27 protein-coding genes and 1 tRNA gene are annotated in these 22,199 nt (G+C 67.7%); 13 read left to right on the top strand and 15 right to left on the bottom strand.

Annotation, left to right across the window (positions count from 1 at the left end):
- Positions 1 to 66: 66 nt before the first annotated feature.
- From AB7E83_RS20790 to AB7E83_RS20820, 7 genes are read right to left on the bottom strand one after another with little or no spacing between them, the layout of a single operon-like run.
- Complete coding sequence (locus AB7E83_RS20790) at positions 67 to 246, bottom strand: DUF2970 domain-containing protein (RefSeq protein WP_428572716.1); 180 nt, start codon at positions 244 to 246, stop codon at positions 67 to 69.
- Positions 243 to 803 (bottom strand): cytochrome c oxidase assembly protein, encoded by a 561-nt coding sequence (locus tag AB7E83_RS20795; RefSeq protein WP_428572717.1) that lies wholly within the window; start codon positions 801 to 803, stop codon positions 243 to 245. Before AB7E83_RS20795 ends, AB7E83_RS20790 begins: the two co-directional genes overlap by 4 nt.
- Before the next feature lie 15 nt (positions 804 to 818).
- Positions 819 to 932 carry a cytochrome oxidase small assembly protein gene (locus AB7E83_RS20800; RefSeq protein ID WP_428572718.1) on the bottom strand — a complete coding sequence of 38 codons (114 nt, stop codon included), beginning with the start codon at positions 930 to 932 and terminating at the stop codon, positions 819 to 821.
- A gap of 20 nt (positions 933 to 952) precedes the next feature.
- A complete protein-coding gene (gene ctaD / locus AB7E83_RS20805) occupies positions 953 to 2,593 on the bottom strand; it encodes a cytochrome c oxidase subunit I (RefSeq protein ID WP_428572719.1) in 1,641 nt (546 codons plus the stop codon).
- Positions 2,594 to 2,620: 27 nt separating this feature from the next.
- On the bottom strand, positions 2,621 to 3,778 hold the full coding sequence (gene coxB / locus AB7E83_RS20810) for a cytochrome c oxidase subunit II (RefSeq protein WP_428572720.1): 1,158 nt from the start codon (positions 3,776 to 3,778) through the stop codon (positions 2,621 to 2,623).
- Positions 3,779 to 3,826: 48 nt separating this feature from the next.
- Positions 3,827 to 4,303 (bottom strand): DUF2244 domain-containing protein, encoded by a 477-nt coding sequence (locus AB7E83_RS20815; RefSeq protein WP_428572721.1) that lies wholly within the window; start codon positions 4,301 to 4,303, stop codon positions 3,827 to 3,829.
- Positions 4,304 to 4,319: 16 nt separating this feature from the next.
- Complete coding sequence (locus AB7E83_RS20820; RefSeq protein ID WP_428572722.1) at positions 4,320 to 5,231, bottom strand: methyltransferase domain-containing protein; 912 nt, start codon at positions 5,229 to 5,231, stop codon at positions 4,320 to 4,322.
- Between the two features lie 25 nt (positions 5,232 to 5,256).
- On the opposite strand from AB7E83_RS20820, the gene AB7E83_RS20825 reads away from it, so the two are divergent.
- Positions 5,257 to 5,952, top strand: a complete 696-nt coding sequence (locus AB7E83_RS20825) for a phosphoribosyltransferase family protein (RefSeq protein WP_428572723.1) — start codon at positions 5,257 to 5,259, stop codon at positions 5,950 to 5,952.
- 13 nt (positions 5,953 to 5,965) lie between these two features.
- Positions 5,966 to 6,427, top strand: coding sequence for a tRNA (uridine(34)/cytosine(34)/5-carboxymethylaminomethyluridine(34)-2'-O)-methyltransferase TrmL (gene trmL / locus AB7E83_RS20830; protein ID WP_428572725.1), 462 nt, complete (start codon positions 5,966 to 5,968; stop codon positions 6,425 to 6,427).
- Between the two features lie 155 nt (positions 6,428 to 6,582).
- On the opposite strand, the gene AB7E83_RS20835 is transcribed toward trmL, so the two are convergent.
- Positions 6,583 to 7,038: a MaoC family dehydratase gene (locus AB7E83_RS20835; protein ID WP_428572727.1), complete on the bottom strand. Its 456-nt coding sequence runs from the start codon at positions 7,036 to 7,038 to the stop codon at positions 6,583 to 6,585.
- An 11-nt stretch (positions 7,039 to 7,049) separates the two neighbouring features.
- Positions 7,050 to 7,667 (bottom strand): ParA family protein, encoded by a 618-nt coding sequence (locus AB7E83_RS20840; protein WP_428572728.1) that lies wholly within the window; start codon positions 7,665 to 7,667, stop codon positions 7,050 to 7,052.
- Between the two features lie 39 nt (positions 7,668 to 7,706).
- On the opposite strand from AB7E83_RS20840, the gene AB7E83_RS20845 reads away from it, so the two are divergent.
- Both AB7E83_RS20845 and kefC read left to right on the top strand, forming a co-directional pair.
- Positions 7,707 to 8,339, top strand: coding sequence for an NAD(P)H-dependent oxidoreductase (locus AB7E83_RS20845; RefSeq protein WP_428572729.1), 633 nt, complete (start codon positions 7,707 to 7,709; stop codon positions 8,337 to 8,339).
- Position 8,340: 1 nt separating this feature from the next.
- Entirely contained in the window at positions 8,341 to 10,194 is a 1,854-nt protein-coding gene (gene kefC, locus AB7E83_RS20850) for a glutathione-regulated potassium-efflux system protein KefC (RefSeq protein WP_428572730.1), read from the top strand.
- On the opposite strand, the gene AB7E83_RS20855 is transcribed toward kefC, so the two are convergent.
- Complete coding sequence (locus tag AB7E83_RS20855; protein WP_428572763.1) at positions 10,191 to 10,955, bottom strand: sulfite exporter TauE/SafE family protein; 765 nt, start codon at positions 10,953 to 10,955, stop codon at positions 10,191 to 10,193. The genes kefC and AB7E83_RS20855 overlap by 4 nt on opposite strands.
- A gap of 74 nt (positions 10,956 to 11,029) precedes the next feature.
- Here AB7E83_RS20855 and AB7E83_RS20860 point away from each other — a divergent pair, with 74 nt between their 5' ends.
- Positions 11,030 to 11,467, top strand: coding sequence for a DUF1841 family protein (locus AB7E83_RS20860; RefSeq protein ID WP_428572731.1), 438 nt, complete (start codon positions 11,030 to 11,032; stop codon positions 11,465 to 11,467).
- 12 nt (positions 11,468 to 11,479) lie between these two features.
- Here the strand turns inward: AB7E83_RS20860 and AB7E83_RS20865 are convergent, their stop codons facing one another.
- Positions 11,480 to 12,181, bottom strand: a complete 702-nt coding sequence (locus tag AB7E83_RS20865) for a c-type cytochrome (RefSeq protein ID WP_428572732.1) — start codon at positions 12,179 to 12,181, stop codon at positions 11,480 to 11,482.
- 87 nt (positions 12,182 to 12,268) lie between these two features.
- Between AB7E83_RS20865 and AB7E83_RS20870 the strand changes: the two genes are divergently transcribed.
- The 5 genes from AB7E83_RS20870 to AB7E83_RS20890 all read left to right on the top strand — a co-directional run bounded on the left by AB7E83_RS20870 (position 12,269) and on the right by AB7E83_RS20890 (position 15,985).
- The gene (locus AB7E83_RS20870; protein WP_428572733.1) at positions 12,269 to 13,111 is read left to right on the top strand and encodes an AAA family ATPase; all 843 of its coding nucleotides are present in this window, start codon (positions 12,269 to 12,271) and stop codon (positions 13,109 to 13,111) included.
- The gene (locus AB7E83_RS20875) at positions 13,111 to 13,344 is read left to right on the top strand and encodes a hypothetical protein (RefSeq protein ID WP_428572734.1); all 234 of its coding nucleotides are present in this window, start codon (positions 13,111 to 13,113) and stop codon (positions 13,342 to 13,344) included. The genes AB7E83_RS20870 and AB7E83_RS20875 overlap by 1 nt, the downstream gene beginning before the upstream one ends.
- On the top strand, positions 13,331 to 13,930 hold the full coding sequence (locus AB7E83_RS20880; protein ID WP_428572735.1) for a GNAT family N-acetyltransferase: 600 nt from the start codon (positions 13,331 to 13,333) through the stop codon (positions 13,928 to 13,930). Before AB7E83_RS20875 ends, AB7E83_RS20880 begins: the two co-directional genes overlap by 14 nt.
- Before the next feature lie 19 nt (positions 13,931 to 13,949).
- Positions 13,950 to 15,140 (top strand): vWA domain-containing protein, encoded by a 1,191-nt coding sequence (locus AB7E83_RS20885; RefSeq protein ID WP_428572736.1) that lies wholly within the window; start codon positions 13,950 to 13,952, stop codon positions 15,138 to 15,140.
- Between the two features lie 302 nt (positions 15,141 to 15,442).
- Entirely contained in the window at positions 15,443 to 15,985 is a 543-nt protein-coding gene (locus AB7E83_RS20890; protein WP_428572737.1) for a hypothetical protein, read from the top strand.
- 318 nt (positions 15,986 to 16,303) lie between these two features.
- Here the strand turns inward: AB7E83_RS20890 and AB7E83_RS20895 are convergent, their stop codons facing one another.
- A complete protein-coding gene (locus tag AB7E83_RS20895; RefSeq protein ID WP_428572738.1) occupies positions 16,304 to 16,471 on the bottom strand; it encodes a hypothetical protein in 168 nt (55 codons plus the stop codon).
- Positions 16,472 to 16,645: 174 nt separating this feature from the next.
- On the opposite strand from AB7E83_RS20895, the gene AB7E83_RS20900 reads away from it, so the two are divergent.
- Together AB7E83_RS20900 and AB7E83_RS20905 are read left to right on the top strand one after the other, a co-directional pair.
- Positions 16,646 to 16,720 (top strand) — tRNA-Arg (locus AB7E83_RS20900).
- A 223-nt stretch (positions 16,721 to 16,943) separates the two neighbouring features.
- Positions 16,944 to 17,174: a hypothetical protein gene (locus AB7E83_RS20905; protein WP_428572739.1), complete on the top strand. Its 231-nt coding sequence runs from the start codon at positions 16,944 to 16,946 to the stop codon at positions 17,172 to 17,174.
- On the opposite strand, the gene AB7E83_RS20910 is transcribed toward AB7E83_RS20905, so the two are convergent.
- Positions 17,175 to 18,794 (bottom strand): ABC transporter permease, encoded by a 1,620-nt coding sequence (locus tag AB7E83_RS20910; protein WP_428572740.1) that lies wholly within the window; start codon positions 18,792 to 18,794, stop codon positions 17,175 to 17,177. It lies immediately after the preceding gene.
- Positions 18,795 to 18,914: 120 nt separating this feature from the next.
- On the opposite strand from AB7E83_RS20910, the gene AB7E83_RS20915 reads away from it, so the two are divergent.
- On the top strand, positions 18,915 to 20,018 hold the full coding sequence (locus tag AB7E83_RS20915; RefSeq protein ID WP_428572741.1) for an ABC transporter ATP-binding protein: 1,104 nt from the start codon (positions 18,915 to 18,917) through the stop codon (positions 20,016 to 20,018).
- Positions 20,019 to 20,071: 53 nt separating this feature from the next.
- Here AB7E83_RS20915 and AB7E83_RS20920 read toward each other — a convergent pair whose 3' ends face one another.
- Both AB7E83_RS20920 and AB7E83_RS20925 read right to left on the bottom strand, forming a co-directional pair.
- Entirely contained in the window at positions 20,072 to 20,833 is a 762-nt protein-coding gene (locus tag AB7E83_RS20920) for a lysophospholipid acyltransferase family protein (RefSeq protein ID WP_428572742.1), read from the bottom strand.
- A gap of 10 nt (positions 20,834 to 20,843) precedes the next feature.
- Complete coding sequence (locus AB7E83_RS20925; RefSeq protein ID WP_428572743.1) at positions 20,844 to 22,148, bottom strand: dihydroorotase; 1,305 nt, start codon at positions 22,146 to 22,148, stop codon at positions 20,844 to 20,846.
- Between the last annotated feature and the right edge of the window lie 51 nt (positions 22,149 to 22,199).

Genomic DNA, 22,199 nt, shown 5'->3' on the forward strand with positions numbered 1-22,199 from the left:
GATCTCGCTCCAGTTTCCTCAGTTCTCTTGTATCTCTGAAATCTCGAAATGCTTCTCTTGAGTGCTTCACTTCGCCACCCAGTTCACCAGGGCGATCAGCACCCCGACGAACACCGCGACCGCGACGAGGGCGACCGCGATCACCGCGAAGGGGTTCAGCTTGCCCAGGTCGTTCTGGTAGGCGCTCTTCTTGCGGATACCGAGGAACGCCCAGCCGACCGCCTTCATGGTGTGAAGCAGGCTCATGACTGCGGCGCCGCCGGCATCTTGCCGCCAACCTCGAAGAACGTATAGGACAAGGTGATGGTCGTGACGTCCTTCGGGATCTTCGGATCGATCACGAAGGCCACCGGCCACTGCTTTTTCTCGCCCGGCTCCAGCGCGTACTGGTTGAAGCAGAAGCACTCGAGCTTGTTGAAGTGCGGCGCGGCGTTGCGCGGCGCGTAGCTTGGGATCGCCTGCGCGGACATCTTGCGGTTCTGCACGTTCTGGAACTCGTACATGACCGTGGCGAGCTGGCCGGGGTGGACCTGGATCGAAGCCTGCGCGGGCTTGAACTCCCACGGGCCCCGCACGTTGGCATCGAACTCAACCGTGATCGTGCGGCTCGTATCGACCTGCGAATTGGCGGCGGCGCGCGAGTTGCCCGGCACCTGCCGCTCGCTCACCGCCAGGATGTTGATCCCCAGCGCTTCGCAGACATGCTTGTAGATCGGGATCAGCGCATAGCCGAAGGCGAACATGCCGAACGCGACGACGACGAGCTTGCCCGTCATCTTCAGGTTCTCGGTGCGAATTGCCATGATGCGCTGCCCCCGCTATCGGCTGCTCAGCAGGACCATCTTGGCGATGAAGCCGAGGAAGAACACCGCGGCCACCGACCCGAGGATCAGCGCCAGCCGCAGGTTCTTCTTGCGTCGTTCGTCGGCCATGAGTGTCATCGTCGGGTCGGTCAGTGGTAGCCCAGGACCTTCTGCGCATCGGCCGACAGCTTGGGCGGCGTCTCGAAGGTATGGAAGGGCGCGGGCGAAGCCACTTCCCACTCCAGGCCTTCGGCGCCCTTGCCGTCGGGGTCGTTCCACGGGCGCTGCGGCGCGGGCTCGCCCTTGCCGCGCATGCACGGCAGCACGATGAAGAAGAAGAAGTACACCTGCGCCAGGCCGAAGGCGAACGCGCCGACGGATGCCCACATGTTGAAATCGGCGAACTGCATGGGGTAGTCGGCATAGCGGCGGGGCATGCCGGCGAGACCCAGGAAGTGCATCGGGAAGAAGGTCACGTTGAACGCGATCAGCGACCACCAGAAGTGGATCTTGCCGCGGCTCTCGTTGTACATGACGCCCGTCCACTTGGGCATCCAGTAGTAAACGCCCGAGAACATCGCGTAGAGCGAGCCCGCCACCAGCACGTAGTGGAAGTGCGCCACGACGTAGTAGGTGTCCTGCAGCAGCAGGTCGATCGGGGCCATGGCCAGGATCAGGCCGGTGAAGCCTCCCATGGTGAACACGAAGATGAAGCCCACCGCGAACAGCATGGGCGTCTCGAAGGTCATCGAGCCCTGCCACATGGTCGCGATCCAGTTGAAGATCTTCACGGCCGTCGGCACCGCGATCAGCATCGTCGCGTACATGAAGAACAGCTGGCCCGTCACCGGCATGCCGGTCGTGAACATGTGGTGCGCCCACACGATGAACGACAGGATGGCGATGGACGACAGCGCGTACACCATCGACGCATAGCCGAAGAGGCGCTTGCGCGCGAAGGCCGGGACCACGTGGCTGATGATGCCGAAGGCCGGCAGAATCATGATGTAGACCTCGGGGTGGCCGAAGAACCAGAAGATGTGCTGGTACATCACCGGGTCGCCGCCGCCCGCGGGGTTGAAGAAGGTCGTGCCGAAGTGACGGTCGGTCAGCGTCATCGTGATCGCGCCGGCGAGCACCGGCATCACCGCGATCAGCAGGTAGGCGGTGATGAGCCAGGACCAGCAGAACATCGGCATCTTCATCAGCGTCATGCCGGGCGCGCGCATGTTGAGGATGGTCACGATGATGTTGATCGAGCCCATGATGGACGAGGCGCCCAGGATGTGCATCGCGAAGATGCCGGCGTCCATCGACGGGCCCATCTGCAGCGTGAGCGGCGCGTAAAGCGTCCAGCCCGCGGCGGGCGCGCCGCCGGGCATGAAGAACGAGCCCGCGAGCATCAGCGCGGCCGGAATCATCAGCCAGAAGCTGAAGTTGTTCATGCGCGCGAAGGCCATGTCGGGCGCGCCGATCTGCAGCGGCACCATCCAGTTCGCGAAGCCCACGAAGGCCGGCATGATCGCGCCGAACACCATGATCAGCCCGTGCATCGTGGTGAGCTGGTTGAACAGCTCCGGGTTCACCACCTGCAGGCCGGGCTGGAACAGCTCGACGCGGATCAGCAGCGCGAGCACGCCGCCGAACATGAGCATGAAGAAGGCGAACAGCAGGTACAGCGTCCCGATGTCCTTGTGGTTGGTCGCGTAGACCCACCGGCGCCAGCCCGTCGGGGCATGGTGGTGATGGTCGTCGTGCGCGTGGTCGTGGTGGTCGAGAACGGCGCTCATGGTGTTCCTCTGTTCCTGGGTTCTCGCTTATTTGCCGCGCTGCGACAGCACTTCGCTTGGCTGCACGAGCTGCCCGGTCTTGTTGGACCAGTTGTTCTTGGTATAGGTGATCACTGCTGCGAGGTCGGTGTCCGACAGCTGCTTCCACGCCGGCATGGCGCCCTTGCCGTTGAGCAGGATGTGGATTTCCTGGTTCTTGTCGGCAGCGAGCACGATGGGCGAGCCGTCGAGCGGCTTGATCGGGCCGGCGCCCTTGCCGTTGGGCTGGTGGCAGGCCGCGCAATTGGCGGCATAGACCTTCTCGCCGCGCGCCGAGATGTCGGCCATGGTCCAGACCTTGGCGGGATCGTCGAGCTTCGAAGCCATCAGCTTGCGCTGGCCGTCGATCCACTTCGTGTAATCCTCGGCCGAGACCACCTTCACGTGGATCGGCATGTACGCGTGCTCCTTGCCGCACAGCTCGTAGCACTGGCCGTAGAAGTCGCCGGTCTTTTCGCTGCGGAACCAGGTGTCGCGCACGAAGCCGGGAATGGCGTCCTGCTTCACGCCGAAGGCGGGGACGCCCCAGGCATGGATCACGTCGTTCGCGGTGAGCACCATGCGCACCTTCTTGTTGACCGGCACGACGAGTGGATTGTCGACCTTCAGGAGATAGTCGTCGGGCACGGTCCCCTTGGCGCCGTCGTTCGACATCTCGCGGTGGGTGCTGTCGATGGTGGACAGGAAACTGACGCCCTGGCCTTCGCCGGCGAGGTAGTCGTAGCCCCACTTCCACTGGTAGCCGGTCGCCTTGATGGTGACGTCGGCGTTGCTCGTGTCCTTGGAGGCGACGAGCACCTTGGTGGCGGGCAGCGCCATGCCGATCACGATGAGGAAGGGGATGATGGTCCAGACGACCTCGACCGTGACCGACTCGTGGAAGTTGGCCGGCTTGTGGCCCACCGACTTGCGGTGCTTCCAGATCGAATAAAACATCACCGAGAACACCAGGATGAAGATCACCAGGCAGGTGATCAGCATGAACCAGTGCAGCCAGCTCTGCTCCACCGCGATGCGGGTGGCGGCGGCGTGCAGGTTCAGCTGCCGCACCGCCGGCCCGCCGGGCAGGTCGTTCACCGCCAGCGCGGAGCCGGCGAAGGCGCCGGCCGCGGCCGCCATGGCCGCTTTGATCGAAAGACTCTTCATCGTTGTCAGCCTCAAGCCTCTAATTCCAAAAACCTCACGCCTCGCGAATCACGCCTCACGCAGCGCCCGCCGCAGCTCCTGCGCCAGCGCCGGCCGCAGCTCGGGCCGCAGGAACCGGCCCACGCTCACCCGCTGCCCCTGCCCCGACACCTCGATCAGGGAGCGGTCGCCGGCACCCGGCTCCACCCGAACCCAGTCGCGCCTGAACTCCGCGCGCTCCAGCCGCCCCGCGCTTTCCAGTTCCACCACCAGCCGCCCGCCCTGCAGGAGGATGTGCTCGCCATCGGCCGCATGGCGCGAGTAGACGAGAAAGGCGAACCCAACGGCCGCCAGCTCGAGCCACGCGAACGGCAGGACGAGAAACGCGCCCTGGAACCAGAAGAACGCCGCGATCGACAGCGACACCACGCACAGCGAGGCATAGAGCCAGCCCAGCTGGGCCGGCGTCACCGAGCAATTGCGCTTCAGAAACCAGTGGATGGCCTGGCCCTGGACGGTGGCGAAACGAAAGACGATGTTCGACACGGGACGTCGCTCAAAATCAACCGCGCATTGTAGCGCCTGCCGAGGGGCGCCCTCCCGAGCGCACGAGGCTGCGGAAGTCGTCGACCGAGAGCGCGGCCTCGCCCTGCACCTTCAGCCGCGGCGGCGGCTTCAGCGCGTGGCCGTAGACGACCTCGAAAGTGAGCGCGAGCCTGCCGTCTTCGCTGCGCAGTTCGCGCGCGAGTGCGGCGTGAAGGCGGTCGCGCCATGTCCGCCCCCGCAAGGCGGCGAAGCGCGCCGGATGCAGGTTCGCGCCCAGTTCGCGCAATTCGGCCAGCAGGCGTTCGGGTGTTTCGAACGTGAGGGTGATGCGCTCCATGTCCATCACCGGCTCGGCGAAGCCGCCATGCACGAGCATGTCGCCCCAGTCGTGCATGTCGGTGTAGTCGTGGGACGGCGGCGGCCAGTCGAGCGCGGCGTAGAGCGTGCGCAGTTCGCGCACGGTATCCGGGCCGAGCGCCGAGAACATGACGAAGCCCTCGACCGCGAGTGCGCGGTGCCATGCCTGGAACAGGGCCTGCGGGTCCGCGGCGACGTGGAGCAGCATGTTGGACCACAGCATCTGCACCGAACCGTCGGGGACGGGACCGAACTCGACGGCCGGACGGCGGAGCTTTTCCCACCACCCGCGGCCGAGCGCCGCCTTCGCGACTTCGGCATGCTGCGCCTGCGGCTCCACCACCCGGCAGCGCGCCTGGGGATAGCGTTCGGCGACGAGGCGGTGCCCCTCCATGCCGCCGCGGACCGGCTGCCAGTCGGCCCAGGCCTCGGGCGCGCGACGGATCCACTCGAGGCGGTCGGCCATGCGCCGTGCCACCTCCTCGTGCAGCCACGGCGACGCCGCTGGCGCGCGCCGCTGCCAGCGCGCGGCGGCGACGGGGTCGATCGTGGGCGGACGCTCGATGGCCATGAGGTGCAACGAGTATATTGACCCGATGCTCGGCGGCTGGCTCTCGCGCGGACTCGCTCTCGCTCCCAGCCGCTGCGGCGTCTGCGGCGCGTGGCCGGACGAGCCCGTGTGCGGCGAATGCACGGACCGTTTCGCCGCCCCGCGTTCGCGCTGCCTACGGTGCGCATTGCCGGTGCCCGGCGGGGTCGAGGTGTGCGGCGCATGCATCATCGAGCCGCCGCCGCTCGACGCGTGCCATGCCGCGGTCGACTACGCGTATCCGTGGTCGGAGCTCGTCACGCGGTACAAGTTCGGCGGCGAACCGGGCCTGGCTTCTGCCCTGGCGAAGCTGGCGCAGCGCCCCGATCTCGCCGACGCGGTTGCCCGGGCGGATCTGCTGCTGCCCATGCCGCTGTCGCGCGAACGCCTCGCGGAACGCGGTTTCAACCAGGCGCTGCAGCTCGCACGCACGCTCGCCGCGCCGAAGGTTCGCGCGGACTGGCTGCTGCGGCTGCGCCACACCGCCCCGCAGACCGCGCTCGGCCGGCCGCAACGCGAGGCCAACGTCCGCGGCGCGTTCGCGCTCGATCCGCTGCGCGCCCCGCAAGTGCGGGGCAAGGCCGTGCTGCTGGTCGACGACGTGATGACCAGCGGGGCGTCGCTGCATGCGGCCGCACGCGCGGTGCGTGGCGGGGGCGCGGTGCGCGTGAGCGCGCTCGTGATCGCGCGAACGCCGCCATAACGACAATTGGCCCATGTTCAACATCGTCCTCGTCCACCCCGAGATTCCGCCGAACACCGGCAACGTGATCCGCCTCGCGGCCAACACCGGCTGCGCGCTGCACCTCATCGAGCCGCTCGGCTTCTCGATGGACGACAAGCACATGCGCCGCGCGGGACTCGACTATCACGAGTACGCCGAAGTGAAGCGTCACCCGGACTGGGACCGGTTCCTCGCCACCGAGACGCCCGACCCGAACCGGCTCTTCGCCCTCACCACGCACGGGACGCGGGTGGTCCACGACGTTGCGTTCGCCCCTGGCGACTGCTTCGTCTTCGGCTGCGAGACGAGCGGTCTGCCCGAGGATCTGCGCGCCACGTTCGCGCCGCCGCAACGCCTGAGGCTGCCCATGCGCGCGGGCCAGCGCAGCCTCAACCTATCGAACGCCGTCGCGGTGACGGTGTTCGAAGCCTGGCGGCAACAGCACTTTGCCTGAGCCTTGAACACGCCGCCACACTCGAAAACTTCGGTTGCATCCGCGCGCATTGAAACCCGCGGCGCCCCGCCCCACGTGCGAACCGGGGGGCAAAGCCAAGCAACCCGACTCCTGTTCGGCCCGCTACGCTGCGGGCCGCTTTTTTGCCGGAGCTGCTAAGCGTAGGCCCGCGACACCGTCTCGGCGACACACGCCGGCTTCTCGCTTCCTTCGCGCTCCATGGCAACCCGCCACTCGATCTGCACGCCGTTGCCGGCGATGGATTCGCAGGCGACGACGGAAATGCGAGCCCGCAGCCGACTTCCCACCGGCACCGGCGAGGTGAAGCGCACCTTGTTGAGCCCGTAGTTCACGCTCATCTTCGACTCGCGGACTTCGAGCGAGCTTTCCATCAGCCTCGGCAGCAGCGACAGGGTCAGGAAGCCGTGGGCGATGGGCGCGCCGAACGGACCCGCCTTCGCGCGCTCGACGTCGACATGAATCCATTGATGGTCGCCGGTCGCCTCGGCGAACAGGTCGACCTGCGCCTGGGTCACCTCCACCCAGTCGCTGACCGCAACCTCCTGGCCGACGGCGGCCTTCAGTTCGTCGAAAGTCTCGAAGATCCTCATCGTTTCGCTTTTCAGGTGTCGAGCCAGCGGCAAAGGTCCGCCCACTGCTCGAGATCGCGCTGGACCCGGCCGGGCGCGACGTCGAAAAGGGTGAGACCGCGCGCGGCGAGGTGGATGTAATTCTGCGTGGGCCGCAGGTAGCCGAGGACCGGCAGGCCGAGCGCCTGCGTGAACTCCTGCAGCTTGTCCGCGGCAATGGTGCGGGCGTCGACCCGCATGCCGACGATGCCCACCTGCAGGTTCGCCGCCTTGCGGTGCCTGGCCAGTTCGTCGAGGAAATCGCGCGTGGCGTACATGTCGAAGATGCTGGGCTGCAGCGGCACGACGACCTTGTCCGCGTGCTTCAGCGCATCCTGGAACAGCTTGCCCTGCAGGCCCGCGGGCGTGTCGAGCACCACGTGGGTCGTCCCCTTGGGCGGGCGCACGATCTGGTCCGCGCCGACGTCCCAGCTGCCGATGGCCCGCGCGCCGGGCGGCCGCAGCTTCAGCCACAGCCGCGAGGACTGCTGGCGGTCCGCGTCGCCGAGCATCACCGCGCGGCCTTGCGAGGCGAAATATCCGGCGATGTTCGTGGCGAGCGTGGACTTGCCCACGCCGCCCTTGGGATTCGCTACCACCACCACGGGCATGCTCGGCTCCCGAATACGAGTTTGCGCTATGTTAGCGCCATGGATGAGTCGACCGCCGCCACCCCCAACCCAAGCTCGGCCTATGTGCTGGCCGCGCATCCGAATGCGCGCGAGTCCCGCGTCAACCGCAGGCTCGGGAAAACCGCGCGCGACACGCCGAGCGCGATGGTGACCGACCTCTACGCGGCCTATCCCGACTACGACATCGACGTGGCGGCCGAGCAGGCGCGCGTGGAAGCGGCGCAACTGATCGTGCTGCTGCATCCGATCCAGTGGTATTCGATGCCGCCCCTCATGAAGCTCTGGCTCGACGAAGTGCTCACCTATGGCTGGGCTTACGGCCACCGCGGCAGCGCGCTGCAGGGCAAGGACCTCTGGCTCGTCGCCAGCACCGGCGGCGCCGAGGCGTCCTACCATCCCCAGGGCTACAACCGCTACTTCTTCGACGCCTTCCTGCCGCCCTACGAACAGACGGCGGCGCTGTGCGGAATGCGCTTCCTGCCGCCGCTCGTGCTGCACGGCGCCAACGCCGCGAGCGAAGCGGCCATCGAGGAGCACGCGGCCATGTTCGGCGACCGGCTGGCGAGCTACCCGGACTGGCCCGAGCTCGATGCGATCGAGCAGTGCCCGGCCTGCGTGGTGCCGACCCTCGACCGCCCACAGGGACAGTGACATGGAGCACGCACCCGCCTGGCTCACCAACAGCTTCATCTACCTCGCCGCGGCCGTGATCGCCGTGCCGGTCGCCCGCGCACTCGGGCTCGGTTCCATCCTCGGCTATCTCGCGGCCGGCATCGTCATCGGCCCCTGGGGCCTGAAGCTCGTGAGCAACGTGCAGGACATCCTGCATTTCGCCGAGTTCGGCGTCGTGCTCATGCTGTTCCTGGTCGGCCTCGAGCTCGAGCCGCGCCGGCTCTGGAGCCTGCGCCGGCCGATCTTCGGCTGGGGCAGCGCGCAGGTGCTCGGCTGCGCGGCGCTGCTGTTCGCGGGGGCGCTCGCGGCCGGTGTTCCGTGGCGCATCGGACTCGTGGCCGCGCTCGGGCTGGCGCTTTCGTCGACCGCCATCGCGCTGCAGGTCATGGGCGAGCGCAACCTGCTGCTCACGTCGAGCGGCCAGGCGGGCTTCTCGATCCTGCTGTTCCAGGACGTCGCGGCGATTCCGATCCTCGCGTTGCTGCCCCTGCTCGCGGGAGGCGACGCGCACGGTTCGGGCGACGGTGTCTGGATCGAGGCCGCGCGCATCGTGGCCGTGATCGGGGCGATCGTGCTGGGCGGCCGGCTCGCCCTGCGGCCGCTGCTGCGCTGGATCGCGCGCAGCCGCACGCCGGAGATCTTCACGGCCGCATCGCTGCTGCTGGTGGTCGGCATCGCGGGACTCATGCAGTTCGTCGGACTGTCGATGGCGCTCGGCGCCTTTCTCGCGGGCGTGCTGCTCGCGGAGAGCGAGTACCGGCGCGAGCTCGAGACCGACATCGAACCGTTCAAGGGACTGCTGCTCGGCCTCTTCTTCATCGCGGTGGGCATGAGCATCGACTTCGGCGTGCTGATGCGCTCGCCGGGCGCGGTGGTCGCCATCGTGCTCGGCCTCCTCGTGCTGAAAGGCATCCTGATCTGGGTCATCGCGAAGCCGATGGACATTCCGCTCGCGGAACGTCCCGTGTTCACCCTGCTGCTCGCGCAGGGCGGCGAGTTCGCCTTCGTCGTGTTCCAGGCGGGCTCGGGCGCGGGCGTGCTGCCGGCGGAGACCGCGTCGCTGCTCGTCGGCGCGGTGGCCGTGTCGATGCTGGTCAGCCCGCTGCTGCTGGTCGTCATCGACCGCTGGCTGCTGCCGCGATTCGCCGCCGGCAGCGCGCGCACGATGGAGGAGATCAGCGAGACGCAGGACGCGCCGGTCATCATCGCGGGCTTCGGCCGCTACGGTCAGATCGTGGGCCGTCTGCTCGACGCCGAAGGCATTGCGTCGACCGTGCTCGACCACGACGCCGACATGATCGAGGCCGCGCGCACCTTCGGCTACAAGGTGTTCTACGGCGACGCGACGCGGCTCGACCTGCTGCGCACGGCCGGCGCGCAGACCGCGAAGGTGCTGGTGGTCGCGGTGGACGACAAGGAGCAGTCGCTGCGCATCGTCGATCTCGCGCGCGAGCACTTCCCGCACCTCGAACTCGTGGCCCGCGCGCGCGACGTCCCGCACTGGAATGCGCTGCGCGACCGCGGCGTGTCGCACGTGCAGCGGGAGCTGTTCGAAGCCAGCCTGCGCAGCGGGCGCAGCGTGCTCGAGCTCCTGGGACGCGGCGCGCACGAGGCGCGGCGCGACGCGATGCGCTTTCGTCGCCACAACCTCGCGCTTTTCGAGAAGTTGCACCCGCATTACCGCGACCGCGCGAAGCTGATCGCGGTGGTGAAGGAAGGACGGCAGCAGTTCGAGGCGCAGATGGCGCGCGAACGGATGGAGCGGGACACGCAGCGCCGCAAGGAGCGCGCGCCCGGCTTCGACGACGCGCCGGAACGCGCGGAAAAAAACTAGGCGGCGAAGAATCCGTCCCACACCAGCTTCATGCCGGTGAGGAACATGCCGAGGTGGACGAGCCGGTAGAACATTTTCGGCTCGATGCGCTTCGCGATGCGCAGGCCCATCAGAACGCCGATGGGCGCGAAGGGCAGCAGCGCGAGGGACGTGCTCATGTTTCGCAGGTCGAGCAACCCGAGCCAGGCATACGGAATCCACTTGCTCAGGTTGATCGCGAAGAAGAACGCGGCCATGGTTGCCGTGAACACGAGCGGCGGCAGGCGCATCGGCAGCACGTAGGCGTTGATCGGCGGGCTGCCCGAATGCGATACGAAGCTCGTGAAGCCGGAGATCACGGTGAGCAGCGCGCCCAGCCACTTCGGCGGGTGCGGGCTGTCGGGCCTGGGCGGGAACGCGAGGCGCTGCGCGAGGAAGAGCAGCGTGAACACGCCGACGATGCCGGCCACGAGATGGGCATCGAGCATGCGGAAGGTCAAGGTGCCCACCACCGTCCCGACGAGTCCGAAGGGGATGAGGAAGCGGATCAGCCTCCAGTCGAAGTGCTTTCGGAAGGCGGCGAGGCCCATGATGTCCATCACGAAGAGGATCGGCATCATGATCGCCGCCGCTTGCGGCACCGTCACCACGAGCGCCATCAGGGGCACGGTGAGCGAACCGAAGCCGGAGCCGAAACCGCTCTTGCTGACGCCCACCATCAGCACGGCGGGAATCGCGATGGCATAGAACTGCCAGTCGGTGATGAGGGGCAACGCGCTCAGGATCGGCCCCCGGCCGCGGGAAGTTCGGTCATCGCGCGAATTCTAGGTCTGCGCCCCGTGCTACGCTGGCCGGCATGTTCAATCCCTCGCAGGAAGACGTGCGGCGCTTCTTCTGCGGCGTGCATGCCAAGTCGCGCGCCGCGCAGCCTATGGACGCGCTCGAGACGCTCGCGGGCCAGTGGTTGCAGGAGCACCCCGAATACGACGCGGAGATGGCGGACGCCGAAGCGGCCGTCGCGAAAGTCTTCGACGGCGCGGCCGGCGCGTCCAACCCCTTCCTCCACCTGTCGATGCACCTCTCGATCAGCGAGCAGTGCTCGATCGACCAGCCGCAGGGCATCCGCCAGGCGGTGGAGCTGCTGGCCGCGCGCCGCGGCTCGCTGCACGACGCGCACCACGAGGCGATGGAATGCCTCGGGCAGATGCTGTGGGAGAGCCAGCGCGCGGGCCGTCCGCCGGACGGCCAGGCCTATGTGGAGTGCGTGCAGAAGCGCGCCACGACGACGCGCTGACGCTTCAGCGAATCAGCGGAACTTCGGCTCGGGGTGGACCGAGAGTTCGCCCTGGATCGAACCCATGTAGTTCGCGAGCGCCTTGAGTTCGGCATTGGAGAACTGCTTGGCGATGGCACCCATGACCGCGTTGTTGCGGCCGACGGCCCGGTTGTTTTCCTGCTTGTACGACTTGAGCGCCACGAAGAGGTAGTCGGCGTGCTGGCCGCCGATCTTGGGGTAGCTCGGGTCGATCGGCTTCGAAAAATTCGCACCGTGGCACGACGCGCAGTTGCCCTTCTTCAGCAACTCGGCGACCTGCCCGCTCGCCGGGCGGCTCGGCTGCTCGCCGGTGGCGACGGCCTGCGCCGCGTAGAACTCGGAGATGTCCTTCACGTCCTGATCGGAGAGCGTCTCCGCGATGCCGCGCATCGTGGGGTGCTTCCGGTCGCCGGCCTTGTAGGCCGCGAGGGACGCGGCGATGAACTTGGCGCTCTGGCCCGAGATCATGGGGACCTTGTGGATCTCCGGGAAGCTCGCCTGGTAGCCCTTGATGCCGTGGCAGCCGATGCACATGGCGATCTTGGCCTCCAGCGACTTCGGGCTCGCGGGCGTGGGCGCCGCCGAAGCCGGCTTCGCAGCCGATGCGGGAGCCTGGGCCGCGGCCTGGGCCAGGGCACTCCCCGTCGCACTAGCGACACAGAGGGCAAACAGCGTGTTCAACAACTTGTTCATTTTGCGCGCACAATCGACGAGAGGCGTTTCCGGATCAACCGGCGATTATATCGGGCACACCGCCCTTCTCTTCTACCGTCCCACCCCATGAAGTTCCAAGGCTCCGAGAACTACGTCGCCACGCAAGACCTGATGCTGGCGGTGAACGCATCCATCACCCTCAAGCGGCCGCTGCTCGTCAAGGGCGAGCCCGGCACCGGCAAGACCATGCTGGCCGAGGAAGTGTCCGCCGCCCTCGGCATGCCGCTGCTGCAGTGGCACATCAAGTCGACCACCAAGGCGCAGCAGGGCCTGTACGAATACGACGCGGTGAGCCGGCTGCGCGACTCGCAGCTCGGCGACGAGAAGGTCAGGGACATCCACAACTACATCGTCAAGGGCGTGCTGTGGCAGGCGTTCACGGCCGACCAGCCGGTCGCGCTGCTGATCGACGAGATCGACAAGGCCGACATCGAATTCCCCAACGACCTGCTGCGCGAACTCGACCGCATGGAGTTCTACGTGTACGAGACGCGCGAGCTCGTGAAGGCGAAGCACCGCCCGCTCGTCTTCATCACGTCGAACAACGAGAAGGAACTGCCCGACGCCTTCCTGCGCCGCTGCTTCTTCCACTACATCAAGTTCCCCGACGCCGAGACGATGAAGAGGATCGTCGACGTCCACTTCCCCGGCCTCAAGCAGGAACTGCTCGGCGCCGCGATGAAGACCTTCTACGACGTGCGCAACCTGCCCGGCCTCAAGAAGAAGCCCAGCACGTCCGAACTGCTCGACTGGCTCAAGCTGCTCGTGGCCGAGGACATTCCGCCGGAAGCGCTGCAAAGCAAGGACGACAAGGTCGCCGTGCCGCCGCTGGTGGGCGCGCTGCTCAAGAACGAACAGGACGTGACGCTGTTCGAGAAGCTCGTGTTCATGCAGAAGCACAACCGGTAATGAACCGCGCGCTGTTCGAGGGCTTGACCGATGCGATCGGCTTCGTCGGCGGCGCGCTCCTGGCTTTCTTCGTCGCGCGGACGATCGGCGCCGACCCGTTCGCCAACGCCGCCGGCACGGGGACCTCGAGCGTCGTCGGCATCCTCATGTGCGGCCTCGGCGGCGGCGTCGGACTGCATGGCGCGCGCTTCTGGCGCCGCTCGCGCGAGAAGCGTCGCGATGAAGAAGCCTGAGTCCTGCACGCTGGCGTCGGGCGGCATCCGTGTCGTGCCGCTCGCCCTGGAGCACGAGCCGGGCCTGCGCGCCGCCGCGGCGGACGGCGAGCTCTGGACGATCCGCGTGACCTCGGTCCCCGAGCCGCAGCAGACGCGCGGCTACATCGAAGACGCGCTGCGCATGCAGGACGAAGGCAAGCGCCTGCCGTTCGCCGTGCTCGATGCGGGCTCCGGCCAGGTGATCGGCAGCACCAGCTATCACGACATCGTGACGGAGGTCGACCGGCTTGAGATCGGCTACACGTGGTACGCGAAGAGCCGCCAGCGCAGCCACGTCAACACCACCTGCAAGCTGCTGCTGATGGCGCACGCGTTCGAGACGCTCGGCGCGCAGCTGGTCGGCTGGCGCACGGACAACTACAACTTCGCCAGCCAGAAGGCGATCGAGCGGCTCGGCGCGCGCAAGGACGGCGTGCTGCGCCACCATGCGCTGCGCCGCGACGGCACCGTGCGCGACACGGTGATGTACAGCCTCGCCGCCGGCGAGTGGCCGGAGGTGAAGGCGCATCTGCGCCATCAGCTCGAACGCCGAACCCAACCCTGAACCGATTGCGAGGTCGCGCATGCTGATCGACTTCTTCTACACCCTGCGCAGCGCGAAGCTGCCCGTGTCCGTCAAGGAATACCTCGTGCTGATCGAGGCGCTCAAGGAGGGCGTGGTCGGCCCCGTGAGCGAGGACGCCTGGTCCATCGACGACTTCTACTTCATGTCGCGCACCGCGCTCGTGAAGGACGAGAAGCACTACGACAAGTTCGACCGCGCCTTCGCCGCGTACTTCAAGGGCGTCGAGCTCGTCGCCGACTTCACGAAGGACGTGCCGCTCGAGTGGCTGCGCAAGAACCTCGAGCTCGAGCTGTCGCCCGAGGAGAAGGCGAAGATCGAGAAGATGGGCTGGGACGAGCTCATGGAGACGCTGAAGAAGCGCTTCGAGGAGCAGAAGGAGCGCCACGAGGGCGGCAGCAAGATGATCGGCACGGGCGGCACCTCGCCGTTCGGCGCGTACGGCTACAACCCGCAGGGCATCCGCATCGGCCAGGACAAGAGCCGCAACCGCAGCGCGGTGAAGGTGTGGGACCAGCGCGCGTACAAGGACTACGACGACAGCCAGGAACTCGGCACGCGCAACATCAAGATCGCGCTGCGCCGCCTGCGCAAGTTCGCGCGCGAGGGCGCGGCCGAGGAGCTCGACCTCGACGACACCATCAAGTCGACCGCGGCGAACGCCGGCTGGCTCGACATCAAGATGGTCCCCGAGCGCCACAACAACGTGAAGGTGCTGCTGCTCATGGACGTCGGCGGCACGATGGACGAGCACATCCACCGGGTCGAGGAGATGTTCTCGGCCGCGAAGGCGGAGTTCAAGCACCTCGAGTTCTACTACTTCCACAACTGCGTCTACGACTTCATGTGGAAGAACAACCGGCGCCGCTTCTCCGAGAAGTTCGCCACCTGGGACATCATCCGCAAGTACAACAAGGACTACAAGCTGGTCTTCGTGGGCGACGCGACGATGAGCCCCTACGAGATCCTGCAGCCCGGCGGCAGCGTCGAATACAACAACGAGGAAGCCGGCGCCGAGTGGATCCAGCGCCTCACCAGCGCCTTCCCGAAGTTCGTCTGGATCAACCCCGAGCCGCAGGGCGTGTGGCAGTACCGCCAGAGCATCGCGGTGATGCAGCAGCTGATGAACCAGCGGATGTACCCGCTGACCATCAAGGGGCTGGAAGAGGCGATGAGGCTGCTCGTCAAATAGAATTGCGGCCCGCCGACCTACAGTTATAGGGCGCGATCTCGAATGAGTTGCCACGAAAAGTTCGGTGCGTTATGATTTCGCCACCAACCCTTGAAAAAGGCACTAGCCCGGCGGCCCCATCCGCCGGGTTTTTTTTGCCATGCCTCCCGGGACCGAACGGTCGGCTTCAGAGTGGGCGGAGACGAAGAAGTTGCGCCAGCAACGAAATTTCTTGTATTCTCGACGCATGGGTGATGGGCACCTCTATGTGCGCTATTTCTTCGTCAACGAAAGGGCTGGTGGATATGAAGAAGCTTGTTGGAATGATGATGATGCTCGCGGCAGCGGCCTTTCTCCCTGCTTGCAGCGACGGCGACGATGATCCGCTGCCGACCGTGGCAGCAGTCGACGCCACGATTCCCGTGACGTCGAGCACGGCAACTGCCGTGACGAACGTTCCGTTCTCGTTCCCGTCCGGCGTGCCGGATCTGGGCACGACGGCCGCGACGAGCATTGCGTTCACGTCGACCGCCTCGACGCCTGCGTTCTCGATCTCCTCGGGCACCAGCGTGGCAACCGGCGCGACCACGTTCGGTTCGTGCATCTTCGTGGTTGCGAACTCGTCGTTCCCGGCCGGCCACCGCCTGGCGTCGGGTTCGACGGTCACGGTGAACCCCTGCAACATCCGTCTGGGCACTCAGGGCGCACCGTCTGACAGCGTGGCACGCCAGCGCGCTGCGGTGTTCATCCTGGGTAGCGCGGCTTCGTCGGGCACCGTCGTCACTGTGTCCGTGAACCCGGGCGGCAGCATCACGATCAACGGTCGCGACGTCGGTACCGTGACGCTGGTTCAGGTTTCGGGCTGATCACGCAACGGCGCGCCCGGCAATCGGGCTCGACGACAGAACCCGGCCTCGTGCCGGGTTTTTCTTTTCCACGGCGTTCAGTGTTTCACGCGAGAGTCGTGATGCAGTCTGTTTGACACCGCAGGTAAGCATGCACCCATGCACATCGCTCCGATGCTGCTCGACGAGTCGCTGCCGGCGCCGTACGGCAAGCCCATGCGCATGCTGCGCTGGCAGTGTCACCAGTCGCTTCCAGCGCGTTCGCGGCGATCTCCGCTTCGGCCTTGTCCTCCGTCAGCCGCTCGAGCATGGCGTCGCAGCGGGCACGGTCGGCGGTGGTCACTGCGGCCAGCTTCTGAGCAGCGCCACACGCCGGCCACGCTCGCACGCGCCGAACTGAATCCACTCCATGAGCGTGTCGGCCAGCTCGCGCGCCGTCGCCATGTCCGGGAGTTCAGCGGGTGCCGGGCACGCCATCGTCAGCACCGCACTCGGCGGGGGAATCACCGAGGGCGCAACGGGCGGCGGCGGCGCCACGCGCCTTCGACGAAGGAAATGCTGGCCATTCTGGACGACTCACTCGCGTATCACTCGCCGACTCACACCAATGAGAGTCGATGAGAACGCACAAGAATACACCAGAGGGAAGGCGACTCGAAACGCCGTAAAATCCGCCCTCCCGCCGCCGTAGTTCAATGGATAGAACGAGCGCCTCCTAAGCGCTAGATGCAGGTTCGATTCCTGCCGGGGGCGCCATCGCCTCCTTCGCTCCCCTTCGCTCCCTTTCGCACCGTCCTACAGGGATGCGCGCCTTCTCCTACAGACCCGTGGTTCGTCCCCGCTAAGCTTGGGCGGCATACCGGCGCGACCCCGTTGCAGCCTTCCGCCGCACGGTCATTGCGCTGTCATCGTGCCGGCCTATCATCCGGAAAATCGGGTGCCAGACGATCGGAACGAGACAATAAAAAGGAGAGGTGACATGGGAACCGCCGACTATCGGATCGAGAGCAACCAGCCCATCGCGGGGCATCTGTGGCCCGCGGCCGGTTCGCAGCACTACGTCGTGAGCGACCGGTCGCTCGCCATCCTGCTCGCCGCCAAGAGCTTCGCGCCGTCGGGCGACGAGATCCGTGTCGTGCATGTGCCCACCGGCGAAGTGCTCTATCGCAAGTCCGCCGCGCCCGCGCAGCAGCCCGTCGACGAGAGCTGATCACGCGCGCGGCGACGCCGAACGCAGCGTCCGGCTGAGAAGCACCACGGGGATCAGGCCCACCAGCACGAGCGCCAGCGAAGGCAGCGCCGCTTCGCCCAGGCGCTCGTCGCGCGCAAGCTGATACGCGACCACCGCGAGCGTGTCGCTGTTGAAGGGGCGCAGCACGAGCGTCGCCGGCAGCTCCTTCATCACGTCGACGAACACGAGCAGGCCGGCCGCGGCGGCGGAGCGCTTCAGCAGGGGCCAGTGCACCCGCGCGAGCAGTCCTGCCCCGCCGGCGCCCAGCATCCGCGCCGAGTCGTCGAGGCTCGCGGGAATGCGCGCATAGCCGCTTTGCATCGACTGCAGCGCCACCGACACGAATCGCACGAGGTACGCCCACACGATGCCGGCGATCGTGGCCGTGACCCAGTAGCCCGCGCCGCTTTGCGGCAGCGCCTGCTGCAGCCAGCCGACCGGCAGCAGGAGGCCGACGACGATCACGGCGCCGGGCACGGCATACCCCAGGCTCGCGAGTCGCACCACACCCCGCGTCAAGGGATCCGGCGCGCGCCGCAGGCTGTACGCGAGCAGGAGCGCGATGGCGACCGCGAGCACCGCGCTGATCGCGCCGAGGCGCAGGCTGTTCAAGGCCCAGCCGACGAAGCGGTCCCAGGGCAGCACGGACCAGTCGGCCGCGAGAGGGCGCAACATGAAGACGACCGGAAGAACGAAGCCCATCAGGATCGGGAAGATGCACAACCCGAAGGCGAGCGCCGCGGCCGCCCCGTGCAAGCGCACCGGCTGCTTCTCGACCGACGACGCGCGATCCTTGCCGGCCACGAATCGCAGGCGCCGCTGCGCGCCCGACTCCACCGCCAGCAGCACCGCGACGACGACGAGGAGCAGCGTCGCCAGTTGCGCCGCCGCGATGCGGTTGTCCATCGACAGCCAGGCCTTGTAGATGCCGGTGCTGAAGGTCTGGATGCCGAAATAGCTCGCGACGCCGAAGTCCGCGAGCGTCTCCATCAGCGCGAGCGCGACACCCGCGGCCACCGCCGGCCGCGCCAGGGGCACCGCGACGCGCACGATGCGGCGCGCGAGTGGCGCGCCGAGGAGCCGCGCGGCCTCCATCAGGTGCGCCGCACGCTCCGACAGCGCCGTGCGCGCGAGCAGGTACACATAGGGATAGAGCGAGAACACGAACACCCAGGCCGCGCCCCATGCATTGCGGATTTCGGGGAACACGCGGCCTTCGAGTCCGAAGCGCGAACGCAGCATGGTTTGCAGCGGCCCGCCGAACTGCAGGAAGTCGGTGTACGCGTAGGCGACCACATAGGCCGGCATCGCGAGGGGCAGCAGCAAGGCCCACTCGAAGACGCGACGGCCGGGGAAATCGAACAGGGTGACCGCCGCCGCCCCGCCGGTGCCGACGAGCGCGACGCCCGCACCCACGCCGACGCACAGGACCAGGCTCGTGGCCGCATAGCCCGGCAGGACGGTGGAGGCCATCTCGCGCAGGATCTGCGCGCTCGCCGCGTCCCACTGCAGCCACGACGCGAACACGGCGACGACCGGCAGCACAAGCAGCGCGGCCAGCATCAGCAGGGGGAGCTCGGTCAGCCGGCGTACACGCATAGGTAAATGAGAATTGTATTCATCTAGAATGGTTGCTCATGGCCTCCTCGCCTGTCGGTTCGTGTCCTGCGCTGTCTCCGGTGGCCGCGCAAGCCCGCTTGCGGCTCGGCGGAGGCTGACATGCATGTGCAGGTCGACCGGCTGAGCGTGCGCTATCCGCGCCGGGAGCGCGCGGCCGTCGACAGCGTGACCTTCGGCCTGCGCACCGGGGACATCGGCGTGCTGATCGGCCCCTCGGGATGCGGGAAGACGACCTTGCTGCGCGCCATTGCCGGACTCGAGCGCGCCAGCGAAGGCGAGATCCGCATCTCCTCGCAGCGCGTCGCGGGCGGCGGCGTGCATGTGCCGCCCGAGCGGCGCCGCGTGGGCATGGTGTTCCAGGATTACGCGCTCTTCCCCCATCTCGACGTCGCGCGCAACGTGGCGTTCGGCATCCCGGGCGCGACGCGTGCGCAGCGCGATGCGCGCGTGGCCGAGGTGCTGGCGCTCGTGGGCCTCGCCGACACGCAGGGCGCGATGCCGCACGAGCTGTCGGGCGGCCAGCAGCAGCGCGTGGCGCTCGCGCGTGCGCTCGCGCCGCGGCCGCAGTTGCTGCTTCTCGACGAGCCCTTCTCCAACCTCGACGTCGACCTGCGGGAGCGGCTCGCGCACGAGATCCGCGGGATCCTGAAGGCCGCCGGCGCGACCGCGCTGTTCGTCACGCACGACCAGCTCGAGGCGTTCGCCATCGGCGACGAGATCGGGGTGATGCACGAGGGGCGGCTGCACCAATGGGACGATGCGTACACCCTGTACCACCGCCCGGCCACGCGCTTCGTCGCCGACTTCATCGGCCACGGCGTCTTCGCCAGGGCGACGCTCAAGCAGGTGGGCAACCAGGTCGTCGTGCATACGGCGCTGGGGCCGCTGGCCGATGGCGCGGAGTGTCCGCTGCCGAGCGCTTTCGCAGGGGGCCAGTGCGAGGTGCTGCTGCGCGCCGACGACATCGTGCATGACGACGATGCGCCGGTGAAGGCCGAGATCCTGCGCAAGGCCTTTCGCGGCTCCGAGTTCCTCTACACGCTTCGGCTGGCTACGGGCGAGGTCGTGCTCGCGCATGTGCCCAGCCACCACGACCACAAGGTCGGCGAGTGGATCGGCATCCGCGCGCAGGTGGATCACGTGGTGACTTTCCAGCGGGAAGCGAGCCCGGCGGCCGCGCCGATCGCATCGTTCCCCGTGTAGGGCGCCCTGGACCCCGCCGTCGCGGGGATGACATGCAAAGGCCCGGCCTGTCGTCATTCCCGCGAAGGCGGGAATCCAGGGCTTCCGCCTTTCGTTCGAAGCGCATCGACGTCGACGTACAAGTCCCGCGCCCACACGCGCCGGTCGCGACCCTCGCTTCCCTGCGGCTCGCCGAAGCGCACGACCGCGGTCAGGGGCGCCGACGTGAGCAGCCTCCACACCGACCCCACGAGCGTGTCGTCGTCGACGTAGCGCGCCGCGAAGCTGATCTCGCCCGTGGCACGATCCTCGAAGCGCAGCCCCACCGGCTGCACCGGCGCATGCGCGGAGATCGCCGCCTGGACGAGGTTCGCATGGAAGGGCAGCAGCTTCGTCCCATCGGTGGTGGTCCCTTCCGGAAACACCGCGACGATCTCGCCCGCGCGCAGGCTGTCGGCCATGTGATGCACCACGCGCATCGCATCGCGCCGGCTCTCGCGCTCGATGTAGAGCGTGCCGCCGCCGGTGGCGAGCGTGCCGATCAGCGGCCAGTGCCGGATGTCCGCCTTCGCGACGAAGCGGCAATGGCGCGCCGCATGCATGACGAGGATGTCGAGCCACGAGATGTGATTCGCGACGAGCATCATCGGCCCCGCCGCGGGCGGCTCGCCCCGCACGTCCAGCGCGATGCCGAGGATGCGCAGCATCTCGCGCGCCCACGCCTGCACGCGCTCGTTGCGCTGCGCCTGAGCGAGCCGGGGAAAGGTGAAGACGATGGTGAACCAGCCGCCGACGGCATGGGCAAGCGCGCGAATACCCCGAATGGCGGCGCGCATCGCTGCGGTCTCAGCTCCGGTCCCGGCTTTCGTACGCGACCTGCCCGCCGACCAGCGTGCAGCGCACGCGGCCCGGCAGTTCGTGGCCCGAGAACGGCGTGTGCTTGCTCTGGCTGCGCAGGCCCTCCGCCTCCACGGTCCACGCGCCCTGCGGATCGAAGATGCAGACGTCGGCCACGCCGCCGTCGACCAGCTGTCCCGCGCTCGCCTGCAGCGTGCCCAGGCTCGCGCCGATCACGCGCGCCGGCTCGCTCGTGAGCACCGCCAGCGCACGCATGAGGCCCACGCCGGACTCCTGGCCCCATTTCAGCGCGAGGCCGAGCAGCAACTCGACGCCGGTCGCGCCCGGCTCGGCCTCGGCGAAGGGAAGCGTCTTCTCGTCCGCGGCGACCGGCGTGTGATCGGACACGAGCGCATCGACCGTGCCGTCCGCCAGCGCCTCGCGCAACGCATCGCGGTCGCGCTGCTGCCGCAGCGGCGGACTCAGCCGCGCGCGGCTGTCGAAGAAGCCGATGTCCAGGTCGGTGAGGTGCAGCGAGTTGATGCTGACGTCGCAGGTGACAGGCAGCCCCTCGTCCTTCGCCTGCCGCACGAGCGCAATGCCCGCGGCGCTGCTCAGGCGGCACAGGTGGACACGCGCGCCCGTCGCGCGCACCAGCTCGAAGATGGTGTGGAGCGCGATGGTCTCGGCCGCCACCGGCACGCCCGACAGGCCCAGCCGCGTGGCGAGCGGGCCGCTCGCGGCGACACCCTTGCCGAGGTGGATTTCCTGCGGCCGCAGCCACACGGTGTAGTCGTAGGTCGATGCGTACTGCAGCGCGCGCTGCAGCACCTGCGTGTTGAGCAGCGGCACCTCCGCCTGGCTGAAGCCCACGCAGCCGGATTCGGTGAGTTCGGCCATCTCGGTCAGCACTTCGCCCGCGAGCCCGCGCGTGAGCGCGCCGAGCGGAAACACGCGCGCCTGGTGCAGCTTCTCGGCGCGGAACTTGAGCATGTCGACCAGGCCCGGCTCGTCGAGCACGGGGTCGGTGTCGGGCGGGCACACGAGGCCCGTCACGCCGCCCGCGACCGCCGCGGCCATTTCGCTTTCGAGCATGCCTTCATGCTCGTGGCCGGGTTCGCGCAGCCGCACGGCAAGATCGATCAGGCCGGGCGCGACGACGCAGCCGCGCGCATCGATCACCTTGTTGGCGCCGAAGCCGTCCGGCACGTTGCGGATCGACACGATGCGCCCCGCGGCAACGGCGACGTCGCAGATCTCGTCGAAATTGCGGGCCGGGTCGATGACGCGGCCATTGCGGATAAGAATCTTCATAGGGCGCGGCACTCCATTTCGCAGGCCCCCGCGGAACCGGCTTTGCCGGGC

It is taken from the genome of Ramlibacter sp. (assembly GCF_050250995.1).
Taxonomy (GTDB): Bacteria; Pseudomonadota; Gammaproteobacteria; order Burkholderiales; family Burkholderiaceae_C; genus Ramlibacter.